This is a genomic window from uncultured Campylobacter sp. (genome assembly GCF_938045775.1).
Taxonomy (GTDB): Bacteria; Campylobacterota; Campylobacteria; order Campylobacterales; family Campylobacteraceae; genus Campylobacter_B.
Window position 1 is genome coordinate 1 of the sequence record NZ_CALIBH010000230.1, and the last position, 23,726, is coordinate 23,726.

Annotated in this window: 24 protein-coding genes and 1 tRNA gene; 12 read left to right on the top strand and 13 right to left on the bottom strand. The window is 44.6% G+C overall.

Annotated elements, in window-relative coordinates; all coding sequences use genetic code 11:
• The 6 genes from Q0238_RS09205 to Q0238_RS09230 all read left to right on the top strand — a co-directional run.
• Positions 1-194: hypothetical protein (locus Q0238_RS09205; RefSeq protein WP_297945420.1), on the top strand; the 194-nt coding region annotated here is incomplete at its 5' end.
• Positions 195-273: 79 nt separating this feature from the next.
• Positions 274-966, top strand: a complete 693-nt coding sequence (locus tag Q0238_RS09210) for an aspartate/glutamate racemase family protein (protein ID WP_297945422.1) — start codon at positions 274-276, stop codon at positions 964-966.
• Positions 967-1,084: 118 nt separating this feature from the next.
• The gene (locus tag Q0238_RS09215; protein WP_297945424.1) at positions 1,085-1,408 is read left to right on the top strand and encodes a DUF2325 domain-containing protein; all 324 of its coding nucleotides are present in this window, start codon (positions 1,085-1,087) and stop codon (positions 1,406-1,408) included.
• Positions 1,401-2,639: a hypothetical protein gene (locus tag Q0238_RS09220; protein ID WP_297945427.1), complete on the top strand. Its 1,239-nt coding sequence runs from the start codon at positions 1,401-1,403 to the stop codon at positions 2,637-2,639. Before Q0238_RS09215 ends, Q0238_RS09220 begins: the two co-directional genes overlap by 8 nt.
• 11 nt (positions 2,640-2,650) lie before the next feature.
• Positions 2,651-3,142 carry a flavodoxin FldA gene (gene fldA, locus Q0238_RS09225; RefSeq protein WP_297945429.1) on the top strand — a complete coding sequence of 164 codons (492 nt, stop codon included), beginning with the start codon at positions 2,651-2,653 and terminating at the stop codon, positions 3,140-3,142.
• A 305-nt stretch (positions 3,143-3,447) separates the two neighbouring features.
• A complete protein-coding gene (locus Q0238_RS09230) occupies positions 3,448-4,224 on the top strand; it encodes a hypothetical protein (protein ID WP_297945430.1) in 777 nt (258 codons plus the stop codon).
• Positions 4,225-4,883: 659 nt separating this feature from the next.
• On the opposite strand, the gene Q0238_RS09235 is transcribed toward Q0238_RS09230, so the two are convergent.
• Positions 4,884-8,327 carry an acyl-[ACP]--phospholipid O-acyltransferase gene (locus tag Q0238_RS09235; RefSeq protein ID WP_297945432.1) on the bottom strand — a complete coding sequence of 1,148 codons (3,444 nt, stop codon included), beginning with the start codon at positions 8,325-8,327 and terminating at the stop codon, positions 4,884-4,886.
• A 97-nt stretch (positions 8,328-8,424) separates the two neighbouring features.
• Here Q0238_RS09235 and Q0238_RS09240 point away from each other — a divergent pair, with 97 nt between their 5' ends.
• From Q0238_RS09240 to Q0238_RS09250, 3 genes are all read left to right on the top strand, one after another.
• Complete coding sequence (locus tag Q0238_RS09240; protein WP_297945434.1) at positions 8,425-8,952, top strand: hypothetical protein; 528 nt, start codon at positions 8,425-8,427, stop codon at positions 8,950-8,952.
• Between the two features lie 471 nt (positions 8,953-9,423).
• Complete coding sequence (locus Q0238_RS09245) at positions 9,424-10,137, top strand: DUF4230 domain-containing protein (protein WP_297945437.1); 714 nt, start codon at positions 9,424-9,426, stop codon at positions 10,135-10,137.
• Entirely contained in the window at positions 10,138-10,608 is a 471-nt protein-coding gene (locus Q0238_RS09250) for a hypothetical protein (RefSeq protein ID WP_297945439.1), read from the top strand.
• 200 nt (positions 10,609-10,808) lie between these two features.
• On the opposite strand, the gene Q0238_RS09255 is transcribed toward Q0238_RS09250, so the two are convergent.
• Both Q0238_RS09255 and Q0238_RS09260 read right to left on the bottom strand, forming a co-directional pair.
• Positions 10,809-11,105 (bottom strand): hypothetical protein, encoded by a 297-nt coding sequence (locus Q0238_RS09255; RefSeq protein WP_297945441.1) that lies wholly within the window; start codon positions 11,103-11,105, stop codon positions 10,809-10,811.
• 126 nt (positions 11,106-11,231) lie between these two features.
• Positions 11,232-11,393 carry a hypothetical protein gene (locus Q0238_RS09260; protein ID WP_297945443.1) on the bottom strand — a complete coding sequence of 54 codons (162 nt, stop codon included), beginning with the start codon at positions 11,391-11,393 and terminating at the stop codon, positions 11,232-11,234.
• A gap of 498 nt (positions 11,394-11,891) precedes the next feature.
• Between Q0238_RS09260 and Q0238_RS09265 the strand changes: the two genes are divergently transcribed.
• The 3 genes from Q0238_RS09265 (at position 11,892) to Q0238_RS09275 (ending at position 14,829) form a co-directional block, all read left to right on the top strand.
• Positions 11,892-13,115 carry an ankyrin repeat domain-containing protein gene (locus Q0238_RS09265; protein ID WP_297945444.1) on the top strand — a complete coding sequence of 408 codons (1,224 nt, stop codon included), beginning with the start codon at positions 11,892-11,894 and terminating at the stop codon, positions 13,113-13,115.
• A gap of 313 nt (positions 13,116-13,428) precedes the next feature.
• Positions 13,429-13,503 (top strand) — tRNA-Glu (locus Q0238_RS09270).
• 156 nt (positions 13,504-13,659) lie between these two features.
• Positions 13,660-14,829, top strand: a complete 1,170-nt coding sequence (locus Q0238_RS09275; RefSeq protein ID WP_297945445.1) for an integrase arm-type DNA-binding domain-containing protein — start codon at positions 13,660-13,662, stop codon at positions 14,827-14,829.
• Positions 14,830-14,869: 40 nt separating this feature from the next.
• Here the strand turns inward: Q0238_RS09275 and Q0238_RS09280 are convergent, their stop codons facing one another.
• The 10 genes from Q0238_RS09280 to Q0238_RS09325 form a co-directional block, all read right to left on the bottom strand.
• Entirely contained in the window at positions 14,870-15,259 is a 390-nt protein-coding gene (locus Q0238_RS09280; RefSeq protein WP_297945447.1) for a hypothetical protein, read from the bottom strand.
• Positions 15,256-16,119, bottom strand: coding sequence for a hypothetical protein (locus Q0238_RS09285; RefSeq protein WP_297945449.1), 864 nt, complete (start codon positions 16,117-16,119; stop codon positions 15,256-15,258). Before Q0238_RS09285 ends, Q0238_RS09280 begins: the two co-directional genes overlap by 4 nt.
• A 145-nt stretch (positions 16,120-16,264) precedes the next feature.
• A complete protein-coding gene (locus tag Q0238_RS09290; protein ID WP_297945451.1) occupies positions 16,265-17,014 on the bottom strand; it encodes a helix-turn-helix transcriptional regulator in 750 nt (249 codons plus the stop codon).
• Between the two features lie 98 nt (positions 17,015-17,112).
• Complete coding sequence (locus Q0238_RS09295; protein ID WP_297945453.1) at positions 17,113-17,532, bottom strand: TFIIB-type zinc ribbon-containing protein; 420 nt, start codon at positions 17,530-17,532, stop codon at positions 17,113-17,115.
• Between the two features lies 1 nt (position 17,533).
• Complete coding sequence (locus tag Q0238_RS09300) at positions 17,534-18,382, bottom strand: hypothetical protein (protein WP_297945455.1); 849 nt, start codon at positions 18,380-18,382, stop codon at positions 17,534-17,536.
• A gap of 627 nt (positions 18,383-19,009) precedes the next feature.
• Positions 19,010-19,219 (bottom strand): hypothetical protein, encoded by a 210-nt coding sequence (locus Q0238_RS09305; protein ID WP_297945457.1) that lies wholly within the window; start codon positions 19,217-19,219, stop codon positions 19,010-19,012.
• A gap of 40 nt (positions 19,220-19,259) precedes the next feature.
• Positions 19,260-19,655: a DUF4406 domain-containing protein gene (locus Q0238_RS09310; RefSeq protein ID WP_297945459.1), complete on the bottom strand. Its 396-nt coding sequence runs from the start codon at positions 19,653-19,655 to the stop codon at positions 19,260-19,262.
• Positions 19,656-19,817: 162 nt separating this feature from the next.
• Positions 19,818-20,387 (bottom strand): hypothetical protein, encoded by a 570-nt coding sequence (locus Q0238_RS09315; protein ID WP_297945461.1) that lies wholly within the window; start codon positions 20,385-20,387, stop codon positions 19,818-19,820.
• An 11-nt stretch (positions 20,388-20,398) separates the two neighbouring features.
• Positions 20,399-20,839 carry a hypothetical protein gene (locus Q0238_RS09320; RefSeq protein ID WP_297945463.1) on the bottom strand — a complete coding sequence of 147 codons (441 nt, stop codon included), beginning with the start codon at positions 20,837-20,839 and terminating at the stop codon, positions 20,399-20,401.
• Positions 20,796-23,726, bottom strand: coding sequence for a phage/plasmid primase, P4 family (locus tag Q0238_RS09325; RefSeq protein ID WP_297945465.1), 2,931 nt, complete (start codon positions 23,724-23,726; stop codon positions 20,796-20,798). Before Q0238_RS09325 ends, Q0238_RS09320 begins: the two co-directional genes overlap by 44 nt.

Sequence of the window (23,726 nt, forward strand, 5' to 3'; positions counted from 1 at the left end):
GCCTTTATGAGGAATTTTTACTAAACGAAGTGCGCTACAACGCGCTTAAAAAGATTGATCCGGAGCACGCGGGCAAGCTTTATGAGGCAAACAAAGCCGACGCGATGAGGCGCTACCGCCAGCTTAAGCGCCTTGCGAATGCCGATTTCGGCGATGAGGTCGTCTCTGCGGGCGCCGCGAGCGAGAATGCTTAGGTGTTGTAGTTAGTTTTTAGAATTCTGGGTCGCAGAATTTGTGACCCAGGAATTTCGTTAAATTCCAAAAGGAAAATCCATGAAAAAAATCGGACTAATCGGCGGTATGAGTTACGAATCTACGATTACCTATTATGATGGGATCAATCGCAAAATTAACGAGCGTCTAGGCGGGCTAAGTAGCGGCGAAATTCTGCTAAGTAGCTTAAATTTCGACGAAATCGAGCAGTGCCAAAAAGAGGGTAAGTGGGACAAGGCGGGCGAAATTCTAGCTAGCCACGCGCGGATTTTGCAAAGCGGCGGCGCGGATTATATTTTTCTTTGCACCAACACGATGCATAAGTGCTACGAGGCGATAAAAGCCGCTATCTCGGTGCCTTTCGTGCATATCGCAGACGCTACGCTAAATGAGCTGCGAAAACGTGGCGTGCAAAAAGTAGGGCTGCTCGGTACGATCTACACGATGACGCAGGATTTTTACAAACAGCGCTTGATAGATGGCGGCGTGGAGGTACTCGTGCCAAATGCAGACGAAATGGAAGCGGTAAACGAAGTAATTTTTAATGAGCTTTGCTTTGGTAAAATCTTACCGCACTCCAAAGAGAAATTTTTACGGATTATTGAAGGACTTAGGGCTCGCGGCGCGCAGGGAGTGATACTGGGCTGCACGGAGATCGGGCTGCTCGTATCGCAAGCAGATACCGCCGCGTGGCTATTTGATACTACGCAGATCCACATCGATGCGGCAGTAAGTCTAGCTTTAAGCGAATAAATATCAAATATGAGCCGGCAAAATTCCGGCTTGTAATTTCAAATTTTTATATATATTATCAGTTAAATTTAATCTTTCTCTGTTATAATAACGACTATCAATCATAGAAGGGGATGAAATGAACGTTTTAGTTATAGGAGCAGATGAGATTACGCCCATTAAGGCGGTTTTAAAAGACCTTGGCGCGAGCAATATCGAGCACTGGGATGCACGAAACGAAAATCGCGTAAATCGTAAGCCGATCCCGCAAGATACCGAGTGTGTCGTGATGCTTACGAGCTTTTTAAACCACAACACGATGAAAAAAATCAAAGGCGAAGTAAAAAAGCGCAAAATCCCGCTTGTATGCGCTAAAAGAAGCGTCAGTTGCGTATTTTGCGAATACTGTAAGGTCTTCAATTTAAATCAAGAATTTGGTTGCAAGCCTTGCGAAGATGATTAAAATTCCAAGGAATTTAAGTAGTAGTGCCGGCAAGCCCAAGCAAGCGGTTAAAAAATCGTGCACTGCGTCGCAATCAAATGCTTACGACGATGAAGCTGGCGAGCTAAATTTCAAGGATTTTTTAAATTCTAGCAAATTTAACGCTACTTGCTTTGCGCACGCCGAAAGCAAGAAATTTAGCGGTAAATTTAAAAAGTTTCTAAGCGATAAATCGGGCGCGCTTAATCATAATGCCTCTAAGTCGTGCGCTGCAAAGAGCGCGCAAAAGGGCGGCGCGAATAGGAATTTTACAGCAAGAGCTTTTTACGACACTAGCTCCGCGCAAAAGAATTTTTTCTGCGCTAAGCGTTCGGATGAAAAATCAGCTTTGTTACAAGATACTACCACGTCAAAACGAGGTATCGCAGCACGCGAAAAACGCCAAAAAGCGGATCTGCGGCGCAATAATGAGCTTATTGATGATGAAATTTTAAATGCTGAAGTTTTTAATAAGCAATTCTTTAGCGGCGAGATTTTTGGCCTTGATGCGAACGGGCGCGAGATTGTGCCAGAGGCGCTGCGGGATTATAATACGGCTTCGCGAGCGCGGGCGATGCTAGCTCTATATAATTTTAACGTTAATGCGAGCTATAGAATTTCGCCCAAGTATTTGCAGGGCGAGATACAATTTCGAGCGGCATTTTTAAATTTTATCGCTTCCGAACTTGGGCGCGGGGCTCGTAAAATTTACCGTTTCAAGCCTGCCGTAAAATTTTGCGTAGCGGATAACGCGATAATCTTTGCTTATCTGTGTGGCATGCCGCTGCCTGCGCTCGCTGCAAATCCCCGCTACAAGCTGGCTCGTGCGATAGTTAGTTTGCGCAGAGGCTTGTTGTTAAACGGAGACGATGCGTTTCACAACTTCGTATTTTGCAAAATCGCGCTTCGCAATGCAGGCGCACAGCTGCAGCTTGTGGGCAAATCAGGCGAGCTTATCGTAGTTCGTAAGAGCGGTTTTAACCTAGGCGTGGTTACGAGCTTTAAAAAAATTTTACCTCAAAATCCAGCCATTTATGATAATGATATAAAAAAAGCGCTAGAGCTTTGTCGCGGAGCAAACCTCGACGCCGTGTATCTTGTCTATCCAAAAAATGAAAATTTTAACCGCCACGCCGAGATAAAAAGCGAATGCTTTAAGGGAAATTTCATTATGAAATTAGTACCATACAAGCTTACCGACAAAATTTATTAAAAGGATACCAAATGGTTGGAATTATTTTTGGAAGCTCGATGGGCAATACCGAGGACGCCGCGAAGCTGATCTCTGAAAAGCTAGGCATAGAAAACGAGCTAAAAAACGTTGCGGACATCGCGCCTGCAGATCTAAATAAATATACTGCGCTTATCATTGGCAGCTCTACATGGAACGACGGCGAGCTACAAGACGACTGGGCGGGCTTTGATTTCTCAGCCCTTGATGTCGCGGGCAAGACTGTCGCGATTTTCGGCATGGGCGATAGCTCAAGCTACAGCGACGCCTACTGCAACGCAATGCGCGAGCTATACGACAACTTCAAAAAAGCGGGTGCAAATATCGTAGGCGCAGTGCCTACCGACGGATATGAATTTGACGAGAGCAAGGCCGTAGTGGATGGCAAATTCGTTGGCCTCGCGCTAGACAATGACAATCAAAGCGACCTCACCGAGAGCCGCATCGAGGCATGGATAGCGCAGATCGCCCCATCTTTTAAATAGTTCTCCTTTAAATTTGCCGTGGAGCGTGCACTTCGCGGCAAATTAGAATTATCATTAAAGCTCTAGCTAAATTACAAAGCTATAAAATTTTAAACCTTCTTTCTGCTTGTAATTTTTTGTATCATACTGGCAAATAAAATTTAGCCTATTTTTATCACATAAAATTTTGTTGCCGATAAATTTAGTGAGATTTTAAAATATTCCGCTAATGCTTAACAATTAATCTCAAAATTTACCTCAAATTTAATCAAATTTTAAGCGGGGGGGGGGGCTAGTATTCCTTACTTTAATCTTAAGGAGTAAGTATGAAGCTCAGATATATGATGGGTGCCGTAGCGGCGGCTTTGGTGTTAGCAGGATGCGGTGAGGACGAGATAGAACTCGTCAAAAACTATACTTTGCCCGATTTTAAATCTATGAGTATAGGCACGGCGATCGAGGGGTCGAAAAGATGTAAAAATATCACGTGGTCGAAGGCTGATCGCGGTGGGTTAAAATCCGTCACGATGGTGTGCGACATAGATGTGGAGGCAATAAATGCCGAACTCGAGAAAGCGACCAAAGAACGTCTTGAGAAATATAATAAAGATGCTATAAATAGCAATATGGATAGTACTATGGAGTTTTATAGGGGTAAAGCTTATGATAGGAATAGCTTGCTTCAGCTAGGCAACAAGCTTTGTAAACTAAACGACGCGAAATTCCAAGAGACTATAAAAGCAAAAGGTAAAATAGAATACAAAGATCAGAAGGGATTGATCGATTGCGATAAGTCGCTAGAGGATGAAATTCTAAAAGACCAAGACCCTAAAAAAGATAAGACATATCTACCGGGCGTATTAGATTTCTTGAAAAACGCGGTGTATTATTCACAATTGACGCCCGAGCAATTAAAAGCTAGTTATGGCGCATCTAATAAAAAAGCGCCGTCTAGCGCAACGATAGAGCTTAATTTCGTCGTCAATAACGATAAAAGCGTAGATTTGGCGTCGGGATTTAAGATAACATCCGATGGCAAAGAGGAGCCTGCCGGCAAAAATGATACATCTAAAGACGCACTAGCAGTATTTTATGCAAGATAGTATGCTGCGAAATTCTTGAGTAGCGGAGCAGAATTTTAAAATTCGCTCCGTTACGAAATTTAAAGAATTTCATTCTCGGTAAAATTTCATAGAATTTCGATAGAATTTTGTGGAATTTCGTCTGCGGTTTCGACGTAAAATTTTAATGCGGAATTTCATGGCTGAGTCGATATATCGCGCTTGTTTGCCACGATTAAAATTCCTTTTTTATGTCGTGGCGTGGAATTTTAAGCACGGAATTCCATATTTTACTAAGACGCCTTATGCGTGTAATTTTACAAACTGAATTAATCGAAATTTAGCAGCTAGATTTTTCTCAATTTTGAATTTTGCAGCCTGAAATTTAACGCCTTAGACCCCCCCAGCTTCACAAATCCACATCGCGAAATTCTGCCGTCGCGCTCTTGTTTTATAGCCAATAACGACGAGCAGCGTCAGTAGCCCCGTCATCTTGCACTCACAGCATATTTTTATCGCACGGGCTTTTCAATTCCTAGAGTTTTAAATTTCATACCATACAATTTCAATCAATTAAAATTTTGCACCGCAAAATTTCGCCACGCTACGATACAACCAAAATTCTACCACTCTGCGATATAGCCGGAATTTCGCGGTTTTAAAGCCTCGCACTAACCAAATCCTTTTACTTAGATTTTGCCCTAAAGCCCGAGCTCTATCGCCAGATCCTTTACCGCTTTGAGATTTACCTTGCCACTGCCGAGCACCGGGATTTGCTCCACCTTTTTCACGACGCTTGGTTGCATTATCGGCGCTAGCGCGGAGTCCTTCAGACGGCGCGAAATTTCATCCTCGCTCGTCTCGCCCACGTAAAGCAGAGCGATCTTTTCGCCCTTTTTCTCGTCTTTTAGATTCACGCACGAATAGATCGAGCTCTCGCCTAAAATTTCGCCCACGGCGCTCTCTACTGCGCCCAGGCTGATCATCTCGCCGCCGATTTTGGCAAAGCGCGAAAGGCGATCGGTGATAAATAAAAACCCATCGTCGTCGATATAGCCGATGTCGCCGCTCTTGTAGTAGCGCACGCCGTCCATCTGCGCGATCGCCTCGGCGGTTTTTGCCGGCTCATCGTAGTACTCCTTCATAACCTGATGTCCGCCGATTAAGATAAGACCCTCCTGCCCGTTTGATAGCGGTTGCAGCGAGGCGGGATCGGTGATCTTTATGACCGTACCTGCAAGCGGCAAGCCGACGCTCTTTTCGCGGTTGAAGTGAAGCTCTTTGAAAAAATCGGGCTCAAGGACGTTCGGCGTATTTACGCTAACCACCGGTGCAGTCTCGGTCGTGCCGTAGCCCTCGTAAATTTCGATGCCGAATTTTATCTTAAATTCCTTTCGGACGTTTTCGTTTAGCTTCTCCGCGCCCGCAATCGCCAGGCGAATGCTTGCTAGCATAAGCGGATTGAGCCTTTTATTTTTGGTGTAGAGCCTAAAAAACGTCGAAGTACCGAACATTATCGTAACGCCGTATTTTGCGCTCATCTTGCCGATGCTAAAGGCGTCCGTAGGATCGGGTACGTGGATGCTTAAAATTCCGTCGTTTAGCGGAAATAGCGTCGTTACGGTAAGCCCGAAGCAGTGAAAGATCGGCAGCGACGCTAAAATCGCGTCGTGCTCGGTGGCGTTTATGAGCTCCGAAATTTGACGGACATTCGCCATTATATTTTTATGCGTCAGAACCACGCCTTTGGGCTTTCCCTCGCTGCCGCTGCTAAATAAAATGGTCGCTACGTCATCTATCGCGTGCGGCTTAAAATACAGCGCGCGAAATAAAATTTTAGGCATCAGCAGCGATTTTAGCGCGCAGGCTATGCGCTCGTTTTTAGAGGTGCCCTCGCTTAGATCTTCAAGATACACGAGCCGATCGCCGATCGAGCTTTCCAGATCAAAGCCCTTTGATTTGAGCTTTTCTACGAATTTGCGCGAGCTGATGATCGTGCGGATGTTTGCTTTATCCGCGCAGTAGATTAAATTTTCCTCGCTTAGCGTGTAGTTTAAATTTACGCTCGTTTTGCCCATCGCAAAAAGAGTTAAATTTACGGCGCTTGCGATGACCGAGCTAGGCAAAATGATACCTACGTTTTCCTCGCTGCTTATGCGACTCTTTAGTCTTTTGCGAAGTATCAAAACGGCGCTCATCATCGCTAAATTTGTGAAGCTCACTCCAGTGCTATCGACCGCCACGCGCTTAAAAGGCGATCTTTTGGCTTGATTTAGCCAGTTGTAAGCAAGCGGCTTTAGACTTGCGAGGTATTTGCCCCAGCTGAAAAACGACAGCTCCGTTACTGCGCGCTTTACCTCGTGCGCCTTGGAATTTGCCTCAATCGGCGCGCCGAAGCTTACGCGAAGCGCGTTTTTGCCGCTTTGCGAAATCGTTCTTTTATAATGCTCGCTGGCGCGCGAAAATGTCGATCCCCAAAGCCCTCTGATATAAAAAGGCACGATGACGGAGTTCGTATCGTGCGCGGCGAGCTCAAATCCACCCTGAAACTCGTCTATGCGGCCGTTGTAGCTGATGTGGCCCTCGGGGAAGAGCCCGACCACTTCGCCTGCATTCAGCGCCTCGCGGATACTTTCGATCGCGCTTTTGCTCACGCCCGCTCCGATCGGAATGACGCGAAAAATTTTAAAAAACCACTTCAAATACCACAGATCGTAGTAGCTGCGATGCATTACGAAGCGCACCCCGCGCGGGCAGGCAAGCTGCACCACCGCCCAATCGATCCAGCTGATATGGTTGCCTAAAAGCAGAACGCCGCCTTTTTGCGGGATATTTTCGATGCCGTCTACGTGGACTTGATAGCCGAATTTCATAAACGGAATGAGTAAAATTCTAACGAAAAGCTGTGGCAGATATTTTGCGCCGAAGATCCCGCAGATGAGCACGCAAAGAGCAGCCATAACGAAAATTTCGCCGCTGGCGACCGCAAAATGCACCAAGATGATGGCGATGAGCAAAAACAGCACCATAAAGATATTTTGAATAAAATTTGAACCCGCAAGCACCCGCCCCATGCGCTCGTCGGCGGTAAAAAACTGAATAACGGCGTTGAGCGGCACGATGAAAATTCCGCCGCTAAATCCGAAGAAAAACGACGCCGTACCGAGCCAAAATACCGAGTGCGCGTTGGCTAACACCATTAGCGCGAGCGCGAGCCCGAATGCGCCGAACGGCACGATACCGAGCTCGATATGTTTTTTACAGTAGCTGCCCGCAAAGATCGAGCCTAGCGCGATTCCGATCGCACTAAGAGCTAAGATCACCTGGATCACCATTACGTTGTCGCTGCCGCTAAGGCTCTTGTAGTGAGCCGGGAAGGTCGCTATCACGAGCTGCGAGACCGCCCAAAACATCGCAAGTCCCAGCGTGCAGAGCAGGACGTTTTTGTCTTTTAGCACAAAATTTAAATTTTGCCTTAGATAGTGAAGTTTAAGATAGTCGTCTTTATTAAATTCCGCCTGTGGCTGCGCGGCGTCGAAGAATGGAATTTTATATGAGTAGTATGTTTCAAGCACGGAGCCCGCGACCAAAAGCACGCCGATGAACCAAACCGAGCTCATCAGCTCGCCCGCGTCGCTGCTGCGGGCTGCAAACAGCTCGAAAATCACCGAAAAAACAAGTGATGAAAGCAGAATCGCGATGATCGTAAGAGCCTGCACGAGGCCGTTTGCCGCGCCTAAATTTTTCGCGCCAACGATTTTTTTAATCAGGCCGTATTTGGCGGGCGAGTAGATCGCGCTTTGCGCCGCAAGCAGGATCGTCATAAAAAATGCGAAATAAAACCATCCGCACAGATATCCGAGCGTAATGAGCGCGGTAAGCGCGACGCCGAGTTTCGCGCAGATCCGCGTAATGCGGGTGCGCGAGAATTTGTCGTTGAGATAGCCGCTGGCGCTAAAAAGAAAAACGTAAGGCAGCAAAATCAGCAAATTTACAAGCGAGGTAAGGGCGATGAGAGCGCCGGAATCGGCGCTTTTGACAAGGACGTTTTGAATCGTGATCTTATGGCCCAGATCGACGCTTGCGTTGATAAACATAATCGCCAAAAATGGCAAAAATCCATTGATTTTTAATAAAGATTTCAAGCTATCTCCTTTAAAAACGGGATTTTATCTCACGGAAGTTAATAGACGCAAATTTAAGGCGGCTTCGCTACAATTACGCAAAAATTAAAGGAAAAATATGAAAGTACGTATCACCAATCGCGACGTCGATAATCTCAATAAATTTATGCTGCTTTACAGCAAAAAGGCGCGCAAGCAGCGCCTAGTCAGCACCTACGCCATACCGTTTGAGTTTTTGCTCGTTGGCATCATCATCGACGGGCTTTTAAAAACGGCGCCGATTGCGAGCGTGGCGTCGGTTATTTTGGGTGCGGCGTGGCTTATTTTTTATCCGAAATTTTACCGCCGCATGCTAAGAAAACATCTCTCTGCCGCTAAGCTCGCGCAAGACTCGAGCACGGAGATGAGCTTCGTCGCGGACGGCGAGACGATCTCGTTTTCAAAAGGCGAGCCGCGCGCAAGCGAGAAATTTGCCGCGTGCTCGCTAAATCGAATCGCTGCGGGCGGGGAGAATTTTTTCTTGGCGTTTGATCGCGGCTTTCATATCGTGCTTCCCAAAAACGCCGAGACGGACGCCGCGGTGCAGCATCTCGCGGATCTACGCGGGCTGCAGATCGAGCCCGTGGATATGGACGTTGAAATTTAACTCAGGCGCAGCCTGCACCGCTTAAAGCGTCGTCGGGGGATGGGTGGGGCTTGTGGGCGAGCAGAGCAGTGTGGTGCTGCGGAGGCGGCGCCCGCGAAAAGTGTGACCTCGCAATTGGAGGTCCCTTCTCGCCCCAAGATATATCAGGAATTAAAATTTAAACGGAATTTTATTTTGTATAAATTTAAAATTTCTCTATGTAGAATTTTCCTCTAGAATTTGGGGCGTGGCAGCGTTTTCTCTTAGGGGGGGGAGGGGCGCTACTTGCGAGGCGCTCCCCTTCCCCCTTAAAATCCCCCAACCCCTGGCACGCTCAAAGGGCGAGCTACGCTCGCGCTAATTTTTATGTCGCGGCTGCGCCGCACGCTTTGATTTTAAAATTTCTTGCCGCAAAAATCGTAAAATTTCAATTGCACTACAAATTGGCGCTGTATTTTGCTAAAATACCGATAAAATTTTAAAGGATGAAATTTGGAAAATTTTGCTTTTCTTCTAAATTTAGTGATATTTTGCATCTTGGTTTTTATGTTTTTTAAGATGCGCAAAAGCGGCGAGCAAGCGAGCAAGCCGCAGATCGCCACCGATATCACGCGGCTTAAAAGCATCGGCGAGCTGAGCGTTTTTAAAATTTACTCCAAAGAGATCGTCACGCGCAAGCAAAACGTAGGCAGCGGGCTGCTGGGCTCGCTCGTCTCGCCGCTGATGACGAAAAAGCAGATCGCCATCATCTTCGAGTTTGAGATCGAGTTTGTTTACGACCTGCTAAGCCCAGAGTTTGCGATACTGCCGCAGGGCGAGGATCGCTACGAGATCAAGATGCCGCCATGTAAATACAAATACTCGATCAAAGATATGAAAATTTACGACGAGAAAAACGCCAAGCTGCTGCCGTTTTTGTTGCCCGATTCGCTAAACGGGCTATTCGGCGCGAGCTTTGACGAGAGCGATAAAAACCGCCTCATCGACGACGCCAAGGACGAGGTCAAGCAGCTCTCGCTAAAAATCATCAACGATCTTGGCGGCAAGATCCACAAATCCGCGACTGACACGCTGGAGGCGATCGCCAAGAGCTTCGGCGCAAAGGAGGTCGGATTTATCTTCCAGGACAAGGCGCTTCAGACGATTGATATAAACTCCAGCGAGATCGCAATCGATAAATCGCTAAAATCGCAGATCGAGAAGTAGATGGAGCTTTTTAAGGCGCTTTTTAAAATTTACTTCGCCCGCATGCTTGCGTTTATGGATGCCTGCGCAAGGGCTTGGCAGCGATTTTATGAGCCGATCAGGCTGCGCAAAGAGAAAAAGCGTCTGCGCGCAAAGGGCTATTTTACCGAGGATGCGACGTGGGCGGAGTTTTTCGCGGATTTTAAATTTTGTAAATGCTTCATCATCAAAAAAATCCTCTATCCAAACTTCTATGCTATCAAAAACTCCATCAAATGGGAGGCGGGCTCAAAGCGAGCAAGCTTTTCTGTAGGCTCGTTTGCATACGACGAGATCGCGTGGGTGTGGGTGCCGCGAGCCTTCGACGGCGGGCGGAAAAACGATCTGGAAAAGCTAAAAAATCTACTGCAAAAAATCCCCGCGCTGCGCTACGAGCAGAGCGATACGGGGATTAAAATTTTCGGCTACGAGTGCGGCGAAGCGGGCTTATAGTCGTATAAAATGGCATTTGCTTAAATTTCATATCGAGGATAGCGCCGATACAGCCCAAAGCTTGTACTGCGCAGACGAACAGCGACCGTGTCTTTGCCAAAACAGCGCAAGCAGTGTGAAATTTTATCTTTGCAAACGCCCCGGCGCAGTCTAAATTTAAACTCCGCGCGAGTATAAACGCGAGCAAATTTTATCTCTGCTTAGCTCCATATATCTTTTGCTTTGGCGGAGTTTTTCATGCTAAGCCACGCAAGAAGCAGCACTACGGACGCTAATGGATTTAAGATTAAATTTAGCAGTTCCATGAAATTTATGACGCCCATCGTTATAGCAGCGGGAGCCGGTATTTTGAACATCATGCTATAGATGACGTCTGCGCCGATATCTGCGATTAGTAGTGCGGCATATACGGCAAAAAGCTTGCATCCGGTAGCGGCGCGCAACTTAAAATTTACAATTATCCAAGCGACCGTAACTGCAAAAATCAAATACGGCACGTATATTTGCAGCCTATTACAATCACATCTTCTAAGTATATAAATGGCTGAAAAATATAATAGCGCCGCAAGCGCAATGCTGTAGGCGTATTTGAAGATTATAAAAACCTGCGGGCCCGTGATATTTTAGATGTTTTTAAGCGCGTGGTAAAGGAATGTGAAGGCAAAAATCCACACTAAGATTTGAGAATCCAAATAAGCGATCTCGCCTTTTATAGAATACGCCGCGCTAGCGACTAATAGGCCGAGCGCGCCTTGCAGCTTCGCTCTTTGAAAATCTTCATACATTTTATCCCTTTAAATTTTAATGTTCGGCTCGCTGCAATGCGAGTGCTGTTTCGATTTATCGCCGCGTGGCTTTAAATTTAGCCGTCGCGAATTTTAATTTTACGCCGCCGCGCATACTTCGTACTTTACGTCGCTGTGAATGATTTAAGCTCAGCACGCCGCCGAATATCTCATCCTTGGGCTACTGCCGCGAATTTTATTTAGTTCCGCCGTTACGAGTGCTTTTAATTTAACGCCGTAGTTACCGCAAATTTTACTTTGCCGCCACTCGCGCAATACATTTTTGAAATGGGATTTTACGCAAATTCTGTTTAAAATGGATTTAACTTTTTAAATTTAAAAGTATCGGAGCAGCTTAAAATTTATAACTATCCAAGTGCCATTACTATAAGCATAAAAACGCTTATTTTTGATTTTTAAATTTGAGCTGTTTTTAGTAAATTTTGCTTACAAATTTTGTATAATTTTTAAAATTTTATCTCGAAAAGAGGAGCGAGTATGAGATTTATCGTTATATTGTTTTTGGTAGTCGGCGGCTGTTTTGGAGGCAATATAACCGACTTTCAAAGCTTGGAAAAATTTATCAAAGACGGGCAAGCGAAAGGATATTTTCCTAAAAAGATTTTAGTGACGCAAGGATTTGATACCACCGTATTAGAAGACGTGAGTTTAAATTTTAGCAAAACCATATATTGGGATATAAATTCTCGCTGCAACCAAAACGCAGACGAAATCATTATAGCCGAAAGCGATACGAGGCACTCTATAGTTTGCCCCGGAAATAACAACGTCTATATTTTGACGGGCGGCAGAAGCGATGTGGAAGACCCATGGGGAAACGATATTTTCGTAATGGGCGAGAACGATGATAAAATTTCAAAAAGCTGGGGTACAAATATATTTATATTCAGCAAAAGATGGGGGCATGATAAGATAGAAATCGGCGATTCTAGGATAAATCCGGTGTCAAACCCTGAATACAAAAAAGAATTTCCTTACGAGTTTAGCCACTTTTTCATCTTTGATAGCGGGGTTAAAAAGGATGATTTAGTTTTTAACTTTAACAAGATAATAAATTTAAAAACAAACGACTCTATAGAACTTACGGATTTAAATGGTATAAATTTGATTTTTAAAGACGAGCCGGGTAAATACTACGGTACAAATTCATTAAAGGAGATTTACGACAAAAACTTTTTCGTTACGCCTAAGACTGAAGAGAGTTTGAGTATAGATGAGATACAAACGTTGCTTCACAAAACGGCATATTCAGACAACGCCGAAGATGCTAAAAAATACTGCGAAATGGGCGGCGATCCGAATTTTAAAGGTCATGAAAATACCACTCCCATCGAAATGGCGGTAATGTTAGGTAGCGAAAATTCGCTTCGCGCGATGCTAGAGTGCGCAAAAAGACTGACTGATAGCGCAATGATGATGAGCGTATTTGGAAGCCAACACGACGATGAGAAGAGTTTTAGGCTCGTAAAGCTTTTAGAAAAATACGGCGGAAATTTTAAAGCAAAGGATAGGGATGGCTGCTCCATGGTAAATTATGCGGCAAGTTCTCATAGTCTAGAAATCGTAAAATATCTAGTAGAAAGAGGCGCCGATCCAAAAGCTAGATGTTCTCATAACCAAAGTGTAACTCCATCGGATTGGGCAAGGAAAAACGAGGATAAAAGAGTATATGAGTATCTAAAAAGCCTAGAAGCTAAATAAAAGGTATGCTAAATGGCTTCTTATCACCTGCTTTAAATCAGCGCGATAAAATTATTGGCGTTTTTGATGCTGATAGCAAGGCGCAGCAAGCTTTTATGATATCGATTTGGCTTATGGCTGCAGCGACGGAACTTATTTATATGCCATCTAGAATGGGCGGCATATCGGACTATCTAGAGCACCAAGATTTGCGGCTATGCCAAAAAGCTTTAAGTTTTCGGCGAAAATTTTATTTTGCATTATTTTTGTTGAAATTATATAATTTAATCCAAAATTTATATACACTTCGCTATCATCTCATTTTTAATTTCGCGGCCCACTCGTCTAGTGGTTAGGACGCTGGCCTCTCACGCCGGTAACAGGAGTTCAAATCTCCTGTGGGTCACCATTGCTTCTTTTTATATCAATTTATATCAATGTATAATCATTTACAGATTACCGATAGCAAGGTATTTTAAAGCCATTTTCAATTTATATTAATTTATATCGGTTTATAATTATTTTCGTAAAAAATGTATAACTTTCTGTATAACAAGGGTATAAAATGGCTAAAATTTTAACCGCGACGCAGGTGAAGAAATTAAAATTTGAAGGTAGCGGCAAACTCAAGGCGTATTCTATCGATAGCACGTGCGCGCTGTATCTCGTGTGTTTCGCAAACGGCAGCAGATACTACAAGCTACGCACAAAAAGAGGCTACAAGACGCTAGGAAGCTTTGATAATATAAGTCTCGCAGAAGCTAGAGAAAAAGCAATGAGCTTACGTAAATCCGGCACGAGCGACGAGCTACAAAAGCAGAAACTAAAAGATGTCTTTCGCGCGTGGCTGGATATTAAAATTCCGCCCGAGGATAGCGAGAAAACAAGGCAATCTCGTCGTAAGATGGTAAACCGTGTAAATAAACATCTGCTGCAACCTCTAGGTAATATGCCGATAGATGAGATCGGCACGAAAGAGGTGATCGCGGTGACCAAGAGCGTGAATTTTGCAAGCGCCAAAAAGATAATCCCGATCCTGCGCGACGTGCTTAAATTTGCTCGCGCCCAAAACGCGGCGGGCGATATATCGTTTATTTATGAGATCATCGATGATATGAGTGAAATTTATCCTAAGAAAAAAGTAGAGCACAGAAAGGCGGTGACGGATCCAAGGCGGCTAAAAGAGATCATAGAAGCGGTCAGAGACGCCCTTATAGAGCCGACGATTAAAAATCTTTTCTTTTTCAATCTGATTATGGCGCAGCGCCCGCATCAGATCAGAGAGCTTAGTTGGGATAGGATAGACGAGGATTTTATCTATTTCAGAGAGGCTGACAATAAAACGGGGGTAAATGCGCGCTTACCGCTTCCAAGGCAAGCAAAGCAAATTTTAGAGTGCCAAAAAGAAGTAAGCGCAGAGGGGATAGTTTTCAAATCGAATACCTATTCTAAGCGTAGCGGATGGGCTATCTCGGACGGCACACTATTAAAAACGCTGAAGCGCTTGGGTATAGCCGATCTGCACGCACACGGCTTTCGCTCAATGTTTGCGACCTTTGCTATTCGGGCAACCGACGGCGAGCGAGCTATGTTTGAAAAGCGTATCATCGACGAAGTGCTGCTACACGCGCCTAGTAGCGAAGTAGACAAAGCGTATTTCAGGGACTTCAACTCGCGGGAGCATTTGCGGGTATTGCAGTGGTGGGCGGATTATTTAGACGACTTAATAGCTTAAGCCGTCCGTGCTTGATCGCACCCTTTTCGCACCATATGATCTAAGCTCTTGCTTTCCATTGGGGGATTGAGCCTTTCCCGTTATTCTGAACGTTGCCGTTACCTATCTGGATATTGTCGCCGTTTATGATGATGACGCCTCTTTTAGCTTTATTTTTACGACGGGCGCGCTTGCGTCTTTTGTAAGGGCTATCCTTTTTAAAATATCTGCCGTAAATTTCAAGCAGCCCTAAAGGATTGAAGTGCTCTTTCGCATAGCTTGGGTAGAGGGTATCGAGATATAAAAGCTTATCTAGAACTTTATCCATATCGAAATTTCTGCCATAGACCTCTTTAAAAGAGAGCTCTAATTCTCGTAGCTGCGCTTCTTGCTTTTTGCTAAGCATCTCTACCTCCTCGCTAGGAAAAACCCGTCCGCCTATGCTTTTCATCGCTCGTCCTTTAGATAAAGTTTATTTCCTTCGCTTTGCTCTTTTAGCTTCGACATAGCGGCGGAAAGCTTGTTTTGCAAGCAGGCAAGATCCGATTGCAAAAGCTCAAGCTCGTGCCGCATAGCCGCAGGCGCCTGCGCTTGTTCGATGCTTGCTTGCACCACGGCAGAGCTAAGACGGGCGATATATTCTTTTTGAGAGGCTATGGTCCCGTTAGCTAACGCTAGCTCACCTACTAGATCCTCTATCTCGCCCCGCAAACGAAAGACCTCGGACATATTAGAGATCGCTTCGTGCTTTACGTCTGTTAGCTCCTTATTAAGCGCCGATAGCTCGGCGCTGTTTATGCGAGCGGGAAAGCCCGCGCGAGCGGTACGCTTGGCGCGATATGAGGCGAGCGCATTTTTCGCTTTTGTGGTCTCGCCTTTATAGTAGGCGAGCTTTCTGCCGTATTTCTTGGCCTCAAGCTCGGCATCCGCTTTCAGGTTTGAGATTTCACCCTCGTAAACTAAATTTTGTTTGCGTATAGCGGCATAATCCCGCACCTGCTTCAAAATCGCTTTTTCGAGCTCCTGCTCCGCCCATAGTCTAAAACCCTTAGCCTTTTCACTGCGGATAAACATCCCGAGTTTTATTATGCCGCGTAGCGTCCATTTTAGGATTTCTTGTCTGCCGCCTTTAGTGTCAGCTAGCTCGTAGATGAAGTGAATATCCTCGACGATTTCGTCTGCGTGGTTGCGTTTGTGGTCGATAATGGTTTGTTTGCTTACGCCATAACGTTGAGCCACGTATTCAGAAGTGAATGTTTGGAAATTTAGAATTTCAACTTGCGGGCTTAGTTGTGTGAATAAAGAATTCATCTTAAAACCTTTCATTTTTGAAATATTTTAAGCGAATTATATATTATTATTGAAAGTTTGTCAAGGGTTTTTATTCATTTTTGAAAAAATAGCTAAAATAAACTTCTAAAAATGAAAATAAAGGGTAACGAAATTTTCGTTCTCCTTATAGATTTGATACGATTTCGTGGGCTTTTTTGATTGTTTCTAGCTTTGATTTGAGTTCGATATTCTCAAGCAAAGCATTTAGATACAGCTCGGCAAGTCTCGGCAGGTCGCCGCCTTTCCACCTTGCAACCGTGCTTTCGGGAATATCCATCCTCTCCGCCAGCTCTCTTTGCGTTATGCCTAGTTCTTTACATACGCGCTTAACTATATTTTGCTCTTTTCCATAGTCGGCGTCAAAATGCCACTCTAGCACATATAAAAGTTCGCCGTCATTGTCCGCAAAATATATATATCTATCAGCCCCTTGAGGAGATGATGGCTTTACTAGATACCCCACTATAGATGAAATTTTATTTTTTAACTCCTCTTCTATAAGGTAGTAGTTTGAATATAAAGGATCTGTATCAAGTTTTATTCGCCGTGCAACCCTGCCATATGCCACAGCTTTTTCTTGATTGACAACATCGTATCCTAGAACTATTACGCTATTTTTCAAATATTCTAAAATTTTTTTAGCAAGCATATCCCATATTTGCTTCGGTGGCATTTTGTTTTCTAACTCCCAAAACTCGTCCTTGATAGTGGCTAAGAAGTCTAAAATTTCTCTCGTTCGTATATCCTGTTTGTTATATTTTTCATTGGCTATATGTATTGCCTCTGAGATAACTCCAGCATTAAATGCAGATATGCTTTTTTCCTTAAAAGCTTCTTTTATCATATCTTCCGTTATTTTTACATATTTACTCATTGTTTATCCTTCAAAATTTACTTCAATTTTACAGAAATCTAAATTTAAAAGCCCTTACGCGCGTTTCGTAAAACAACGCAAAAATGGACGGGCTGATTTTAGCGCGATAAAATCGCTTTTAGAGTTCTGAAGTCTGCTAATTCTTGTTGAAGTTTTAAATTTTCGAGATAAAGCTCAATCGCTCTTTTTAGCGGTTCGCTGATTTTTTCTTGTCTAGCCGCGTTATTTGATGCGCTCTCGCTATACCCTATCGCTTCCCCTAGCTGTTTATACGTCAAATTTAGCTCTTTGCAGGTAGCTTTGATTAGATTTTCTTTGGGTATATGCAAATTTGGATGATCAGAAATTTCATCATCTAACTCTTGATCGTATATGTCTCGGTTAAATTCATTAGATGTACCAACAAAGCCACAGTCTTGACATATTCTATCGCCAGTAGCGATTGTTCGTCCGGCTTCACGGATATAAAGTCGCTCTTTCTCCACGCTAGTGCTTCCGCATTTAGGGCATTTATACATTTTATTCCTTTATCTCTAAATTTCGTTGCTCGGCGCTTTTAGGCGCTTCGATGCCTAAAATATCGTCTAAAAAATAATCCGTGCTGATAACGTTTAAATCAGGATCTATAATAGAGTTAGATATTAGCGTGCCTGCTATCTTATCGCCGTAGCTTAGCGATACTTCGTGGCTTTTGAGCTTCTTTAGCCATGCTTCGTCGATGATCTTCACGTCTATCGCGCTACCGTTTATGATAGTCCATTTGCTCGCTCCTGCCAGATCGGGCTTTTTGATGATGAAGCTGCCCTTGAATTCGCTTTTTTGCTCTATCACGCCCGGCAAATCCTCGGGGCTGAATTCATAATCGCCTTTTACTTCTCGCTCGTTGCCTTTTAAATTTATTCGTGGTGGCATTTTAAATCCTTTCGCGCTTTGGGATAAATTCGACATAGCCTGCAAAAGCGGGGTTTTGTTGCGTTTGTAGCCGTAGTCTTTTAGCTCGCCGCTTTCTATGATCTCGCAGACTATCTCGTCGGCTTTGTTTGGCAACTGTTTAGGGTCGTCATCTAAAAGCTCTATTAGTTTATCTTTCGCCATAATCAACAAATCAGCTATGGCATCTCTTGGGTCTTTCACGTAGCTCCTTATTTTGTCGCTATTTGCGCTTTTTAATATGTCTCTTACTTCGGCTTTGAGCGAGCCGTTTTCTACGCTTTCTAAAATTACGTGCGTGGCTATCTCGCTATTTACGTATGAGCAGATAGCGACGTTTAGCTCGTCTAAGCTCGCGATAAAAGCCGATACGTTTTTAAAAAAATCAGCTCCGCCGTCGGCGTTAAAATCAAAATGCAGATCGTAGCTTTTGCTCATCTTTGGCCTTTAATTAAAATTTAATCAAATTTTACAGAAATCTAAATTTAAAAGCCCTTACGCGCGTTTCGTAAAACAACGCATGAACCTTGTCCGCTTATGATCTTTTAACGCTCGCACGGGCTTAGCGGACGCCACGAGATCATAAGCCCTTATCCTTTTTCATACGCCTATATCCGATATAGTCTTTCGCGACGATCGCTCCTATGCCAAAACCCATTAAAAAATAAATAATCCAAATCATCTTTTCTCCTTAAATTTAGATATAATTCCGTATGGAATTTTTAGATCTTTTAAAAAACATTTTCGGCTCCGAAGCTGCGGCTTTCTGTCTCGGCGCTTTCGGAGGTTATGTGTTTGCGGTAAAATTTATTCTGCCGCAAAAAATCCGCGATATAGAAAATGGCTTGAAGACCGAAACCTTTTCTAGAAACTGCCCGTTGGTATACTCCGCTTATGGAGGGTATAAGAACGAGGTCAAGGTAACTATCCGCGGCGAGAAAGTAATACATTGCGCCTGTCCTTATTTCGACTATACCGAGCGATGCTGTCGTCAAAAACATGAACCTTGTCCGCTTATGATCTTTTAACGCTCTCATTAATACTCCGTCCTGCTTTTCGCAAGGGCTAGCACCCCTCTTTTAGCTTTTTAATATCCTCGTTGAGCCAATCAAGGGGATAGCGAATTTCGCCGTTAAAAATTATGAAGCGTGGGGTAAACTCCCATTTGCCCTTATTTTTCGGCATTCGCATTTGAGCCAAAATATTGCTGTTTTGCGAATATCCTAGCATAACCGACGCCTCTTTTTGCGTCAGTAGTCTTTGATCGGTATTCATCTTTCTATCCTTTTTAGATCACATTTATTTGTATTCTCTCTCATTGTAAATTTGCGCGAAACCTCTCTCTGCGGAGGGCTTCGTCATTGTGTATTTTATACCCTCTCGCGGTCGCGTATTCTATCTCTAACCCTATGCCTTTTGAGCCGGCTATCAAAGACAGATCGCAGGTTTTGGCGCTAGGGATAAAAATCTCTCCGCATGTGTCGATCTGCATAAAGCAAATTTTCATAATCTCGTCGTAGCTTCTATCCGCATACTGCACCGAGTTTGCGAGCACGGGCGAAAAGAGTTCTACGGCTAGCCCTTTGCCGTCAAAAAACTCGTCGGCTTCCTCCATCGCCCTGATCGCTATACGTCTTGCTTCGCGCCTACTAGCCACAGCCGTATATGGCGAGCAAATGTAAATGCGCGGTATATATGCATGGCTACTCATGATTTTTCCTTAAGACTAAAGCTGCAATGCCGGCGGTCGCCGTAAGGACGCCGCCTAAAATCACAATTATCCACAATGCAATTTCCATTTCCATATCTCTCTCCTTAAAATAAATTTTGCACTACTACGTATACGGCGATCATCAAGATCGCAAAGCCTGCGCTAATCGTCGCTTGCTTCAGATGGCTCAATATCGATCGCGTCATCTTCCACCTCCAACGAAATCGCGCTAAATCGCGATAAAATTTCATCAGCACTTACTGCATCGCGCGGCATAAGTGCCATACGATCCAGCATCTTATCCTTGCGGGTGGTGCTAAGCGTAGCTATAAATTTCATCGTCTCTCTCTCCTCTCTTGAAATGATCTCTCCGTTTCGTTTTTTCTCTAAAATTTCCCGCGCCTCGCTCTCAAAAAATTGATATGAGCTAGCCATAAGCACGTCGTTTCTTTCAATATCCACTTTGGTGTTTTCCACGACCGCCTTAAGGCTCGAATTACGAAGCATATCTTTTACGGGTTTATCCTCACTCATAGCCAAAGTAACTTTGTTTTGCAGAGACTGCACCCATCCGAATTTCTTTTTCCATCTGCCTATCGCGCTCATAGAGCTTTTCAATCCCATATCGTGAAGTTTTTTGGCCAAGGCTCGCTCCGATATAGGAGTAAAGTCATTCTCTAGGCTCGCGCTTTGGATATAGATGTCAAAGGCTTTTTGCTGAATTTCGTTCATAACGTCCATTCCTACACCCTCTCGTTTATTTCTGTCCCAGCTGTCCCACTATCGCCAAAAAATGCTGACCCACTAAAATGCCCATATAATGGGCGTTTGCGGCGAGGCTGTCCCTTTAAGTTTAAAAATCGTGGGACAAGGGCAAAAGCTCTAAAAATGGTTATTTTCTTTTTTAAGATTTCTTTCTGTCCCACTATTTTTCCCTTATAATCGGTAGAAAAAAATTTAAAAATTAAAGATAATTTAAGGTTGAATTCAGTAATAAAAATATATGAATATATAGTAAAAAATGCTGGGACACTGGGACAACGCCTCTCCAGAGCCGATTTTAGCGCGGTTTTGCTGTCCCAGCATTGAGTCAAAATAGTGGGACAATGTTGGGACAAAAGCCCAAATCGTGGGACAAGACTATTCTTCGTCATCGCTTCTTGCTCCTCCGATTTGATATCCACTCAACTCATTCACCTCGATAAAGGTGCCGTCCACGTTGATCTTATTGAAATCCAAATTTTCATTTACCCGGATTCCGAATACGCAATGAGGCCTATCGCCGCTTAGCCCCGCCAAAGGATAGGCCATCCGCCTTCTTCCACGAGCGACCTTGATATTTCCTATCGTGCATTCGTCGATAAAATTTGCATAAAAGTTTTTCTCTTTCTGCGGGGTGCCGCCCTTGTCCTCGATGTATGTCTTGTAGAAAATATAAAGATATTTATTCGGAATGAAGTAATTTTCATCGGGGATGATGGCATCCCTTACGAAAGCCCTCATAGGATTTACGTCGTCTCTATACTCCTCAAGCTCGCTCAGCATTCGCTTGGAGCGGGTAAATTTGCCCTGCTTTACGAGGCGCATAAGCCCGCAAAGGGCCATATTAAAAATCCCCGCCATCTCGTCGTTGAAGCGGTCGCTAAGCCCTCTAATCTTCTGCCCGTCTTTGATCTCTTTATCAAAGCTGATAAGCACCATTCGGCGAAGCGTAGCGTTATCCACGCCCTGCTTAGGTTTGGCGTTCCCCGAAAAAGCAAGTTTAGGCTTTTCGTTTGGCAAAAGGTTAAAAGGCTTCTCATTTTTTGGATTTATCATAATGCTATCTTTTGTGGATACGAGAGCCTTTAAATTTGCTAGCTGACCTTTATCGGTGCCGTTCTTATCAATCTCAGTTCCAATATTAATGAGCTTGTTTGAAAGTCCGTAAAGCTGGTGCCCCTCAAACTGCTGGAGCTGCAGACTTGAGACGTTATCTTCGCCGAAAAAGTTGCGGATAGTGTCTAGAATAACGCTCTTGCCGTTTGCGCCGCTCTTGCCGTATAGAAACAGAAAGCTTTCGAATTCGTGGCTCGGCAAGAAGCAGTATCCGATAAACTCCATCAGGGTCTTGATGTCGTCTTTGTCCGCTAAAATTTGGCGTAGAAATCTATTCCATTTCGGGCAGGTAGCGTTTTTGTCGTATGCAAAATCCAAGATATTAAGCGCGCCGTCGCCCTTTTCGTGGCGCGATTTAAAGGTGATATTCCCGTATTTGGAAATAAAGATCGTGCCGTTGGTTAAATTTATAACTCGCCTTTGCTCGTCGCGTTTGATCGTATCGAGCGGGTGGGCTTTGTTAAGTAAATTTTCAATGATCTTCGTGGAGTTATCCACGCTCTTTTTCTTCACGTCCACGCAAGCCCTCGGCATCCAATACTCTTGCAGGAAGTGGTTTAGCACGCGCAGATCGACCCTAGCGTAATGCGTTTTCGTCCAGAAATACAGCTCTCCCTTGTATTGTGCGAAAGGATATCCGAGCTTCTCTACCGAAGCAAGAAAACTCTCCACCATATCCACGATATGAGTTTGGTGGTAGTTCGTCAGCACAGTCTTGTTTATCTGAAGTAGCTTGTCAAACGTCGCGCTATACTTATCCCAATCTTTTTGGGCGATCTCGCCTATGAGCGCGCCGTCGAAAAAAGCTCTCTTGATCCTTTCGTAGGTATCGCTATCTGACTTCTTGAGCGCCTTGGCGTTTTTTAGGATAGTATTGATGTAGGGTTCGTCCAACTCGCCTCTGACGGTGAATATATTGACGCAGTTGCCATCCTTGTCGGTTAGCAAGAACTCGTCAAAAATTTCATCAAAATAATGGATTATCTTGCCGCGTCGGAAGGGCGCCAGCTTCTCGCGCAAATTCGGAAAGTAATCGCAAATTTCATCGATCACGATGTTTGTCGGCTCGAAACAACTAAACGCCAGTAGATCAAACATATTGTCGTTTGTGATCTTTGAGGTATGGTTGTAGAGCCAATCGCTGATGTCATATTTTTTATTCAGGTCTTTTTCGAGCATATAAAAAAGCACGATATGGGTGCTTCGCGCTACGGGCTTGATTTCGTAATACCTTTTGATCGCGTTTTCATATCCCGCCTCATCGTGGTCAAACCAGATATAAACATCTTTGCCGCGCAGCAGCTCCAGATACTCGTCCCATCTGCTCCCCGCGCCGCCCAAAGTTAGGGCGTTTACGTTGAAGCTCATCAAATTTAGGGCGTCTTTTTCGCCCTCGCAGATGATGACGCGATCGTCCGGGTTGTCTAAAAAATATCTGATCGGAAACGGCGCCGCTGCGGCTCCGCTTTCGCCTATCCACTTGCCGCTCATACGCTCGGAGCTTATGGCGCGAGCCTTACTATCCCAAGCAAATTTTTCTCGGTATTTGATATTTAGCGGCATGCCTCGCTCGTCGCGAATGATGATCGCTATGCTTTGATGCTCGTGCGAATATCCTATCGCGTCCTTGGAGTAGGTCAGAAAGGTAGGGGCTTCGTAGTTTACGAAAATCCCGCGAAGCCCGTTTTCTATGAGCGTCGGTCTTATTGCTTCAAAATTTGAGACAAGCTCCGGCGCGATGGACGCAATGCGAGCTCGCATCCTTTTTTCGGCGGCGGCCCTCTTGGCGGCGTCCGCTTTTGCGCGAGCTTCGTTTTGCTCCTGCAAAAGCTTTGCTCTAGCCTCGATCTGCGCTTTTTGCTCCTCGCTGAGTTCGCCCTTTTTGATATTGTGCGGGATGCCGAAGTATTCGCACACCGCAGCTGCGGCATCAAGCGGAGGGATGCTCTCTTTCATCTCTGTAAATCTCACGATATCGCCGCTAGCTCCGCAGGCGAAGCAGTGGAAGAAAGCCCCGCCGCTCTTGCCGTTTGCGATGCCGAGGCTCGGCGTGTCGTGGTCGTGATCATGAAAAGGGCAGAAGCCGTTAGCCGTGCGGCCCTTAAATTCTATGCCGTATTTTGAGCTTACATAGTCCCTAAACTGCTCTTTGTCGACCATTTCTCTTATCGTTTGAAATATATTATTCTCCAT

Bases quoted from the DNA above. Each gene is read 5' to 3' on its own strand.
- Q0238_RS09215 (WP_297945424.1), top strand. From the start codon at position 1,085: ATGAACGTTTTAGTTATAGGAGCAGATGAGATTACGCCCATTAAGGCG.
- Q0238_RS09210 (WP_297945422.1), top strand. From the start codon at position 274: ATGAAAAAAATCGGACTAATCGGCGGTATGAGTTACGAATCTACGATT.
- Q0238_RS09300 (WP_297945455.1), bottom strand. From the start codon at position 18,382: ATGAGCAAAAGCTACGATCTGCATTTTGATTTTAACGCCGACGGCGGA.
- Q0238_RS09315 (WP_297945461.1), bottom strand. From the start codon at position 20,387: ATGAACGAAATTCAGCAAAAAGCCTTTGACATCTATATCCAAAGCGCG.
- Q0238_RS09285 (WP_297945449.1), bottom strand. From the start codon at position 16,119: ATGAATTCTTTATTCACACAACTAAGCCCGCAAGTTGAAATTCTAAAT.
- Q0238_RS09310 (WP_297945459.1), bottom strand. From the start codon at position 19,655: ATGAGTAGCCATGCATATATACCGCGCATTTACATTTGCTCGCCATAT.
- Q0238_RS09295 (WP_297945453.1), bottom strand. From the start codon at position 17,532: ATGTATAAATGCCCTAAATGCGGAAGCACTAGCGTGGAGAAAGAGCGA.
- Q0238_RS09250 (WP_297945439.1), top strand. From the start codon at position 10,138: ATGGAGCTTTTTAAGGCGCTTTTTAAAATTTACTTCGCCCGCATGCTT.
- Q0238_RS09290 (WP_297945451.1), bottom strand. From the start codon at position 17,014: ATGAGTAAATATGTAAAAATAACGGAAGATATGATAAAAGAAGCTTTT.
- Q0238_RS09230 (WP_297945430.1), top strand. From the start codon at position 3,448: ATGAAGCTCAGATATATGATGGGTGCCGTAGCGGCGGCTTTGGTGTTA.
- fldA (WP_297945429.1), top strand. From the start codon at position 2,651: ATGGTTGGAATTATTTTTGGAAGCTCGATGGGCAATACCGAGGACGCC.
- Q0238_RS09305 (WP_297945457.1), bottom strand. From the start codon at position 19,219: ATGAATACCGATCAAAGACTACTGACGCAAAAAGAGGCGTCGGTTATG.
- Q0238_RS09275 (WP_297945445.1), top strand. From the start codon at position 13,660: ATGGCTAAAATTTTAACCGCGACGCAGGTGAAGAAATTAAAATTTGAA.
- Q0238_RS09280 (WP_297945447.1), bottom strand. From the start codon at position 15,259: ATGAAAAGCATAGGCGGACGGGTTTTTCCTAGCGAGGAGGTAGAGATG.
- Q0238_RS09220 (WP_297945427.1), top strand. From the start codon at position 1,401: ATGATTAAAATTCCAAGGAATTTAAGTAGTAGTGCCGGCAAGCCCAAG.
- Q0238_RS09325 (WP_297945465.1), bottom strand. From the start codon at position 23,726: ATGGAGAATAATATATTTCAAACGATAAGAGAAATGGTCGACAAAGAG.
- Q0238_RS09260 (WP_297945443.1), bottom strand. From the start codon at position 11,393: ATGTATGAAGATTTTCAAAGAGCGAAGCTGCAAGGCGCGCTCGGCCTA.
- Q0238_RS09265 (WP_297945444.1), top strand. From the start codon at position 11,892: ATGAGATTTATCGTTATATTGTTTTTGGTAGTCGGCGGCTGTTTTGGA.
- Q0238_RS09240 (WP_297945434.1), top strand. From the start codon at position 8,425: ATGAAAGTACGTATCACCAATCGCGACGTCGATAATCTCAATAAATTT.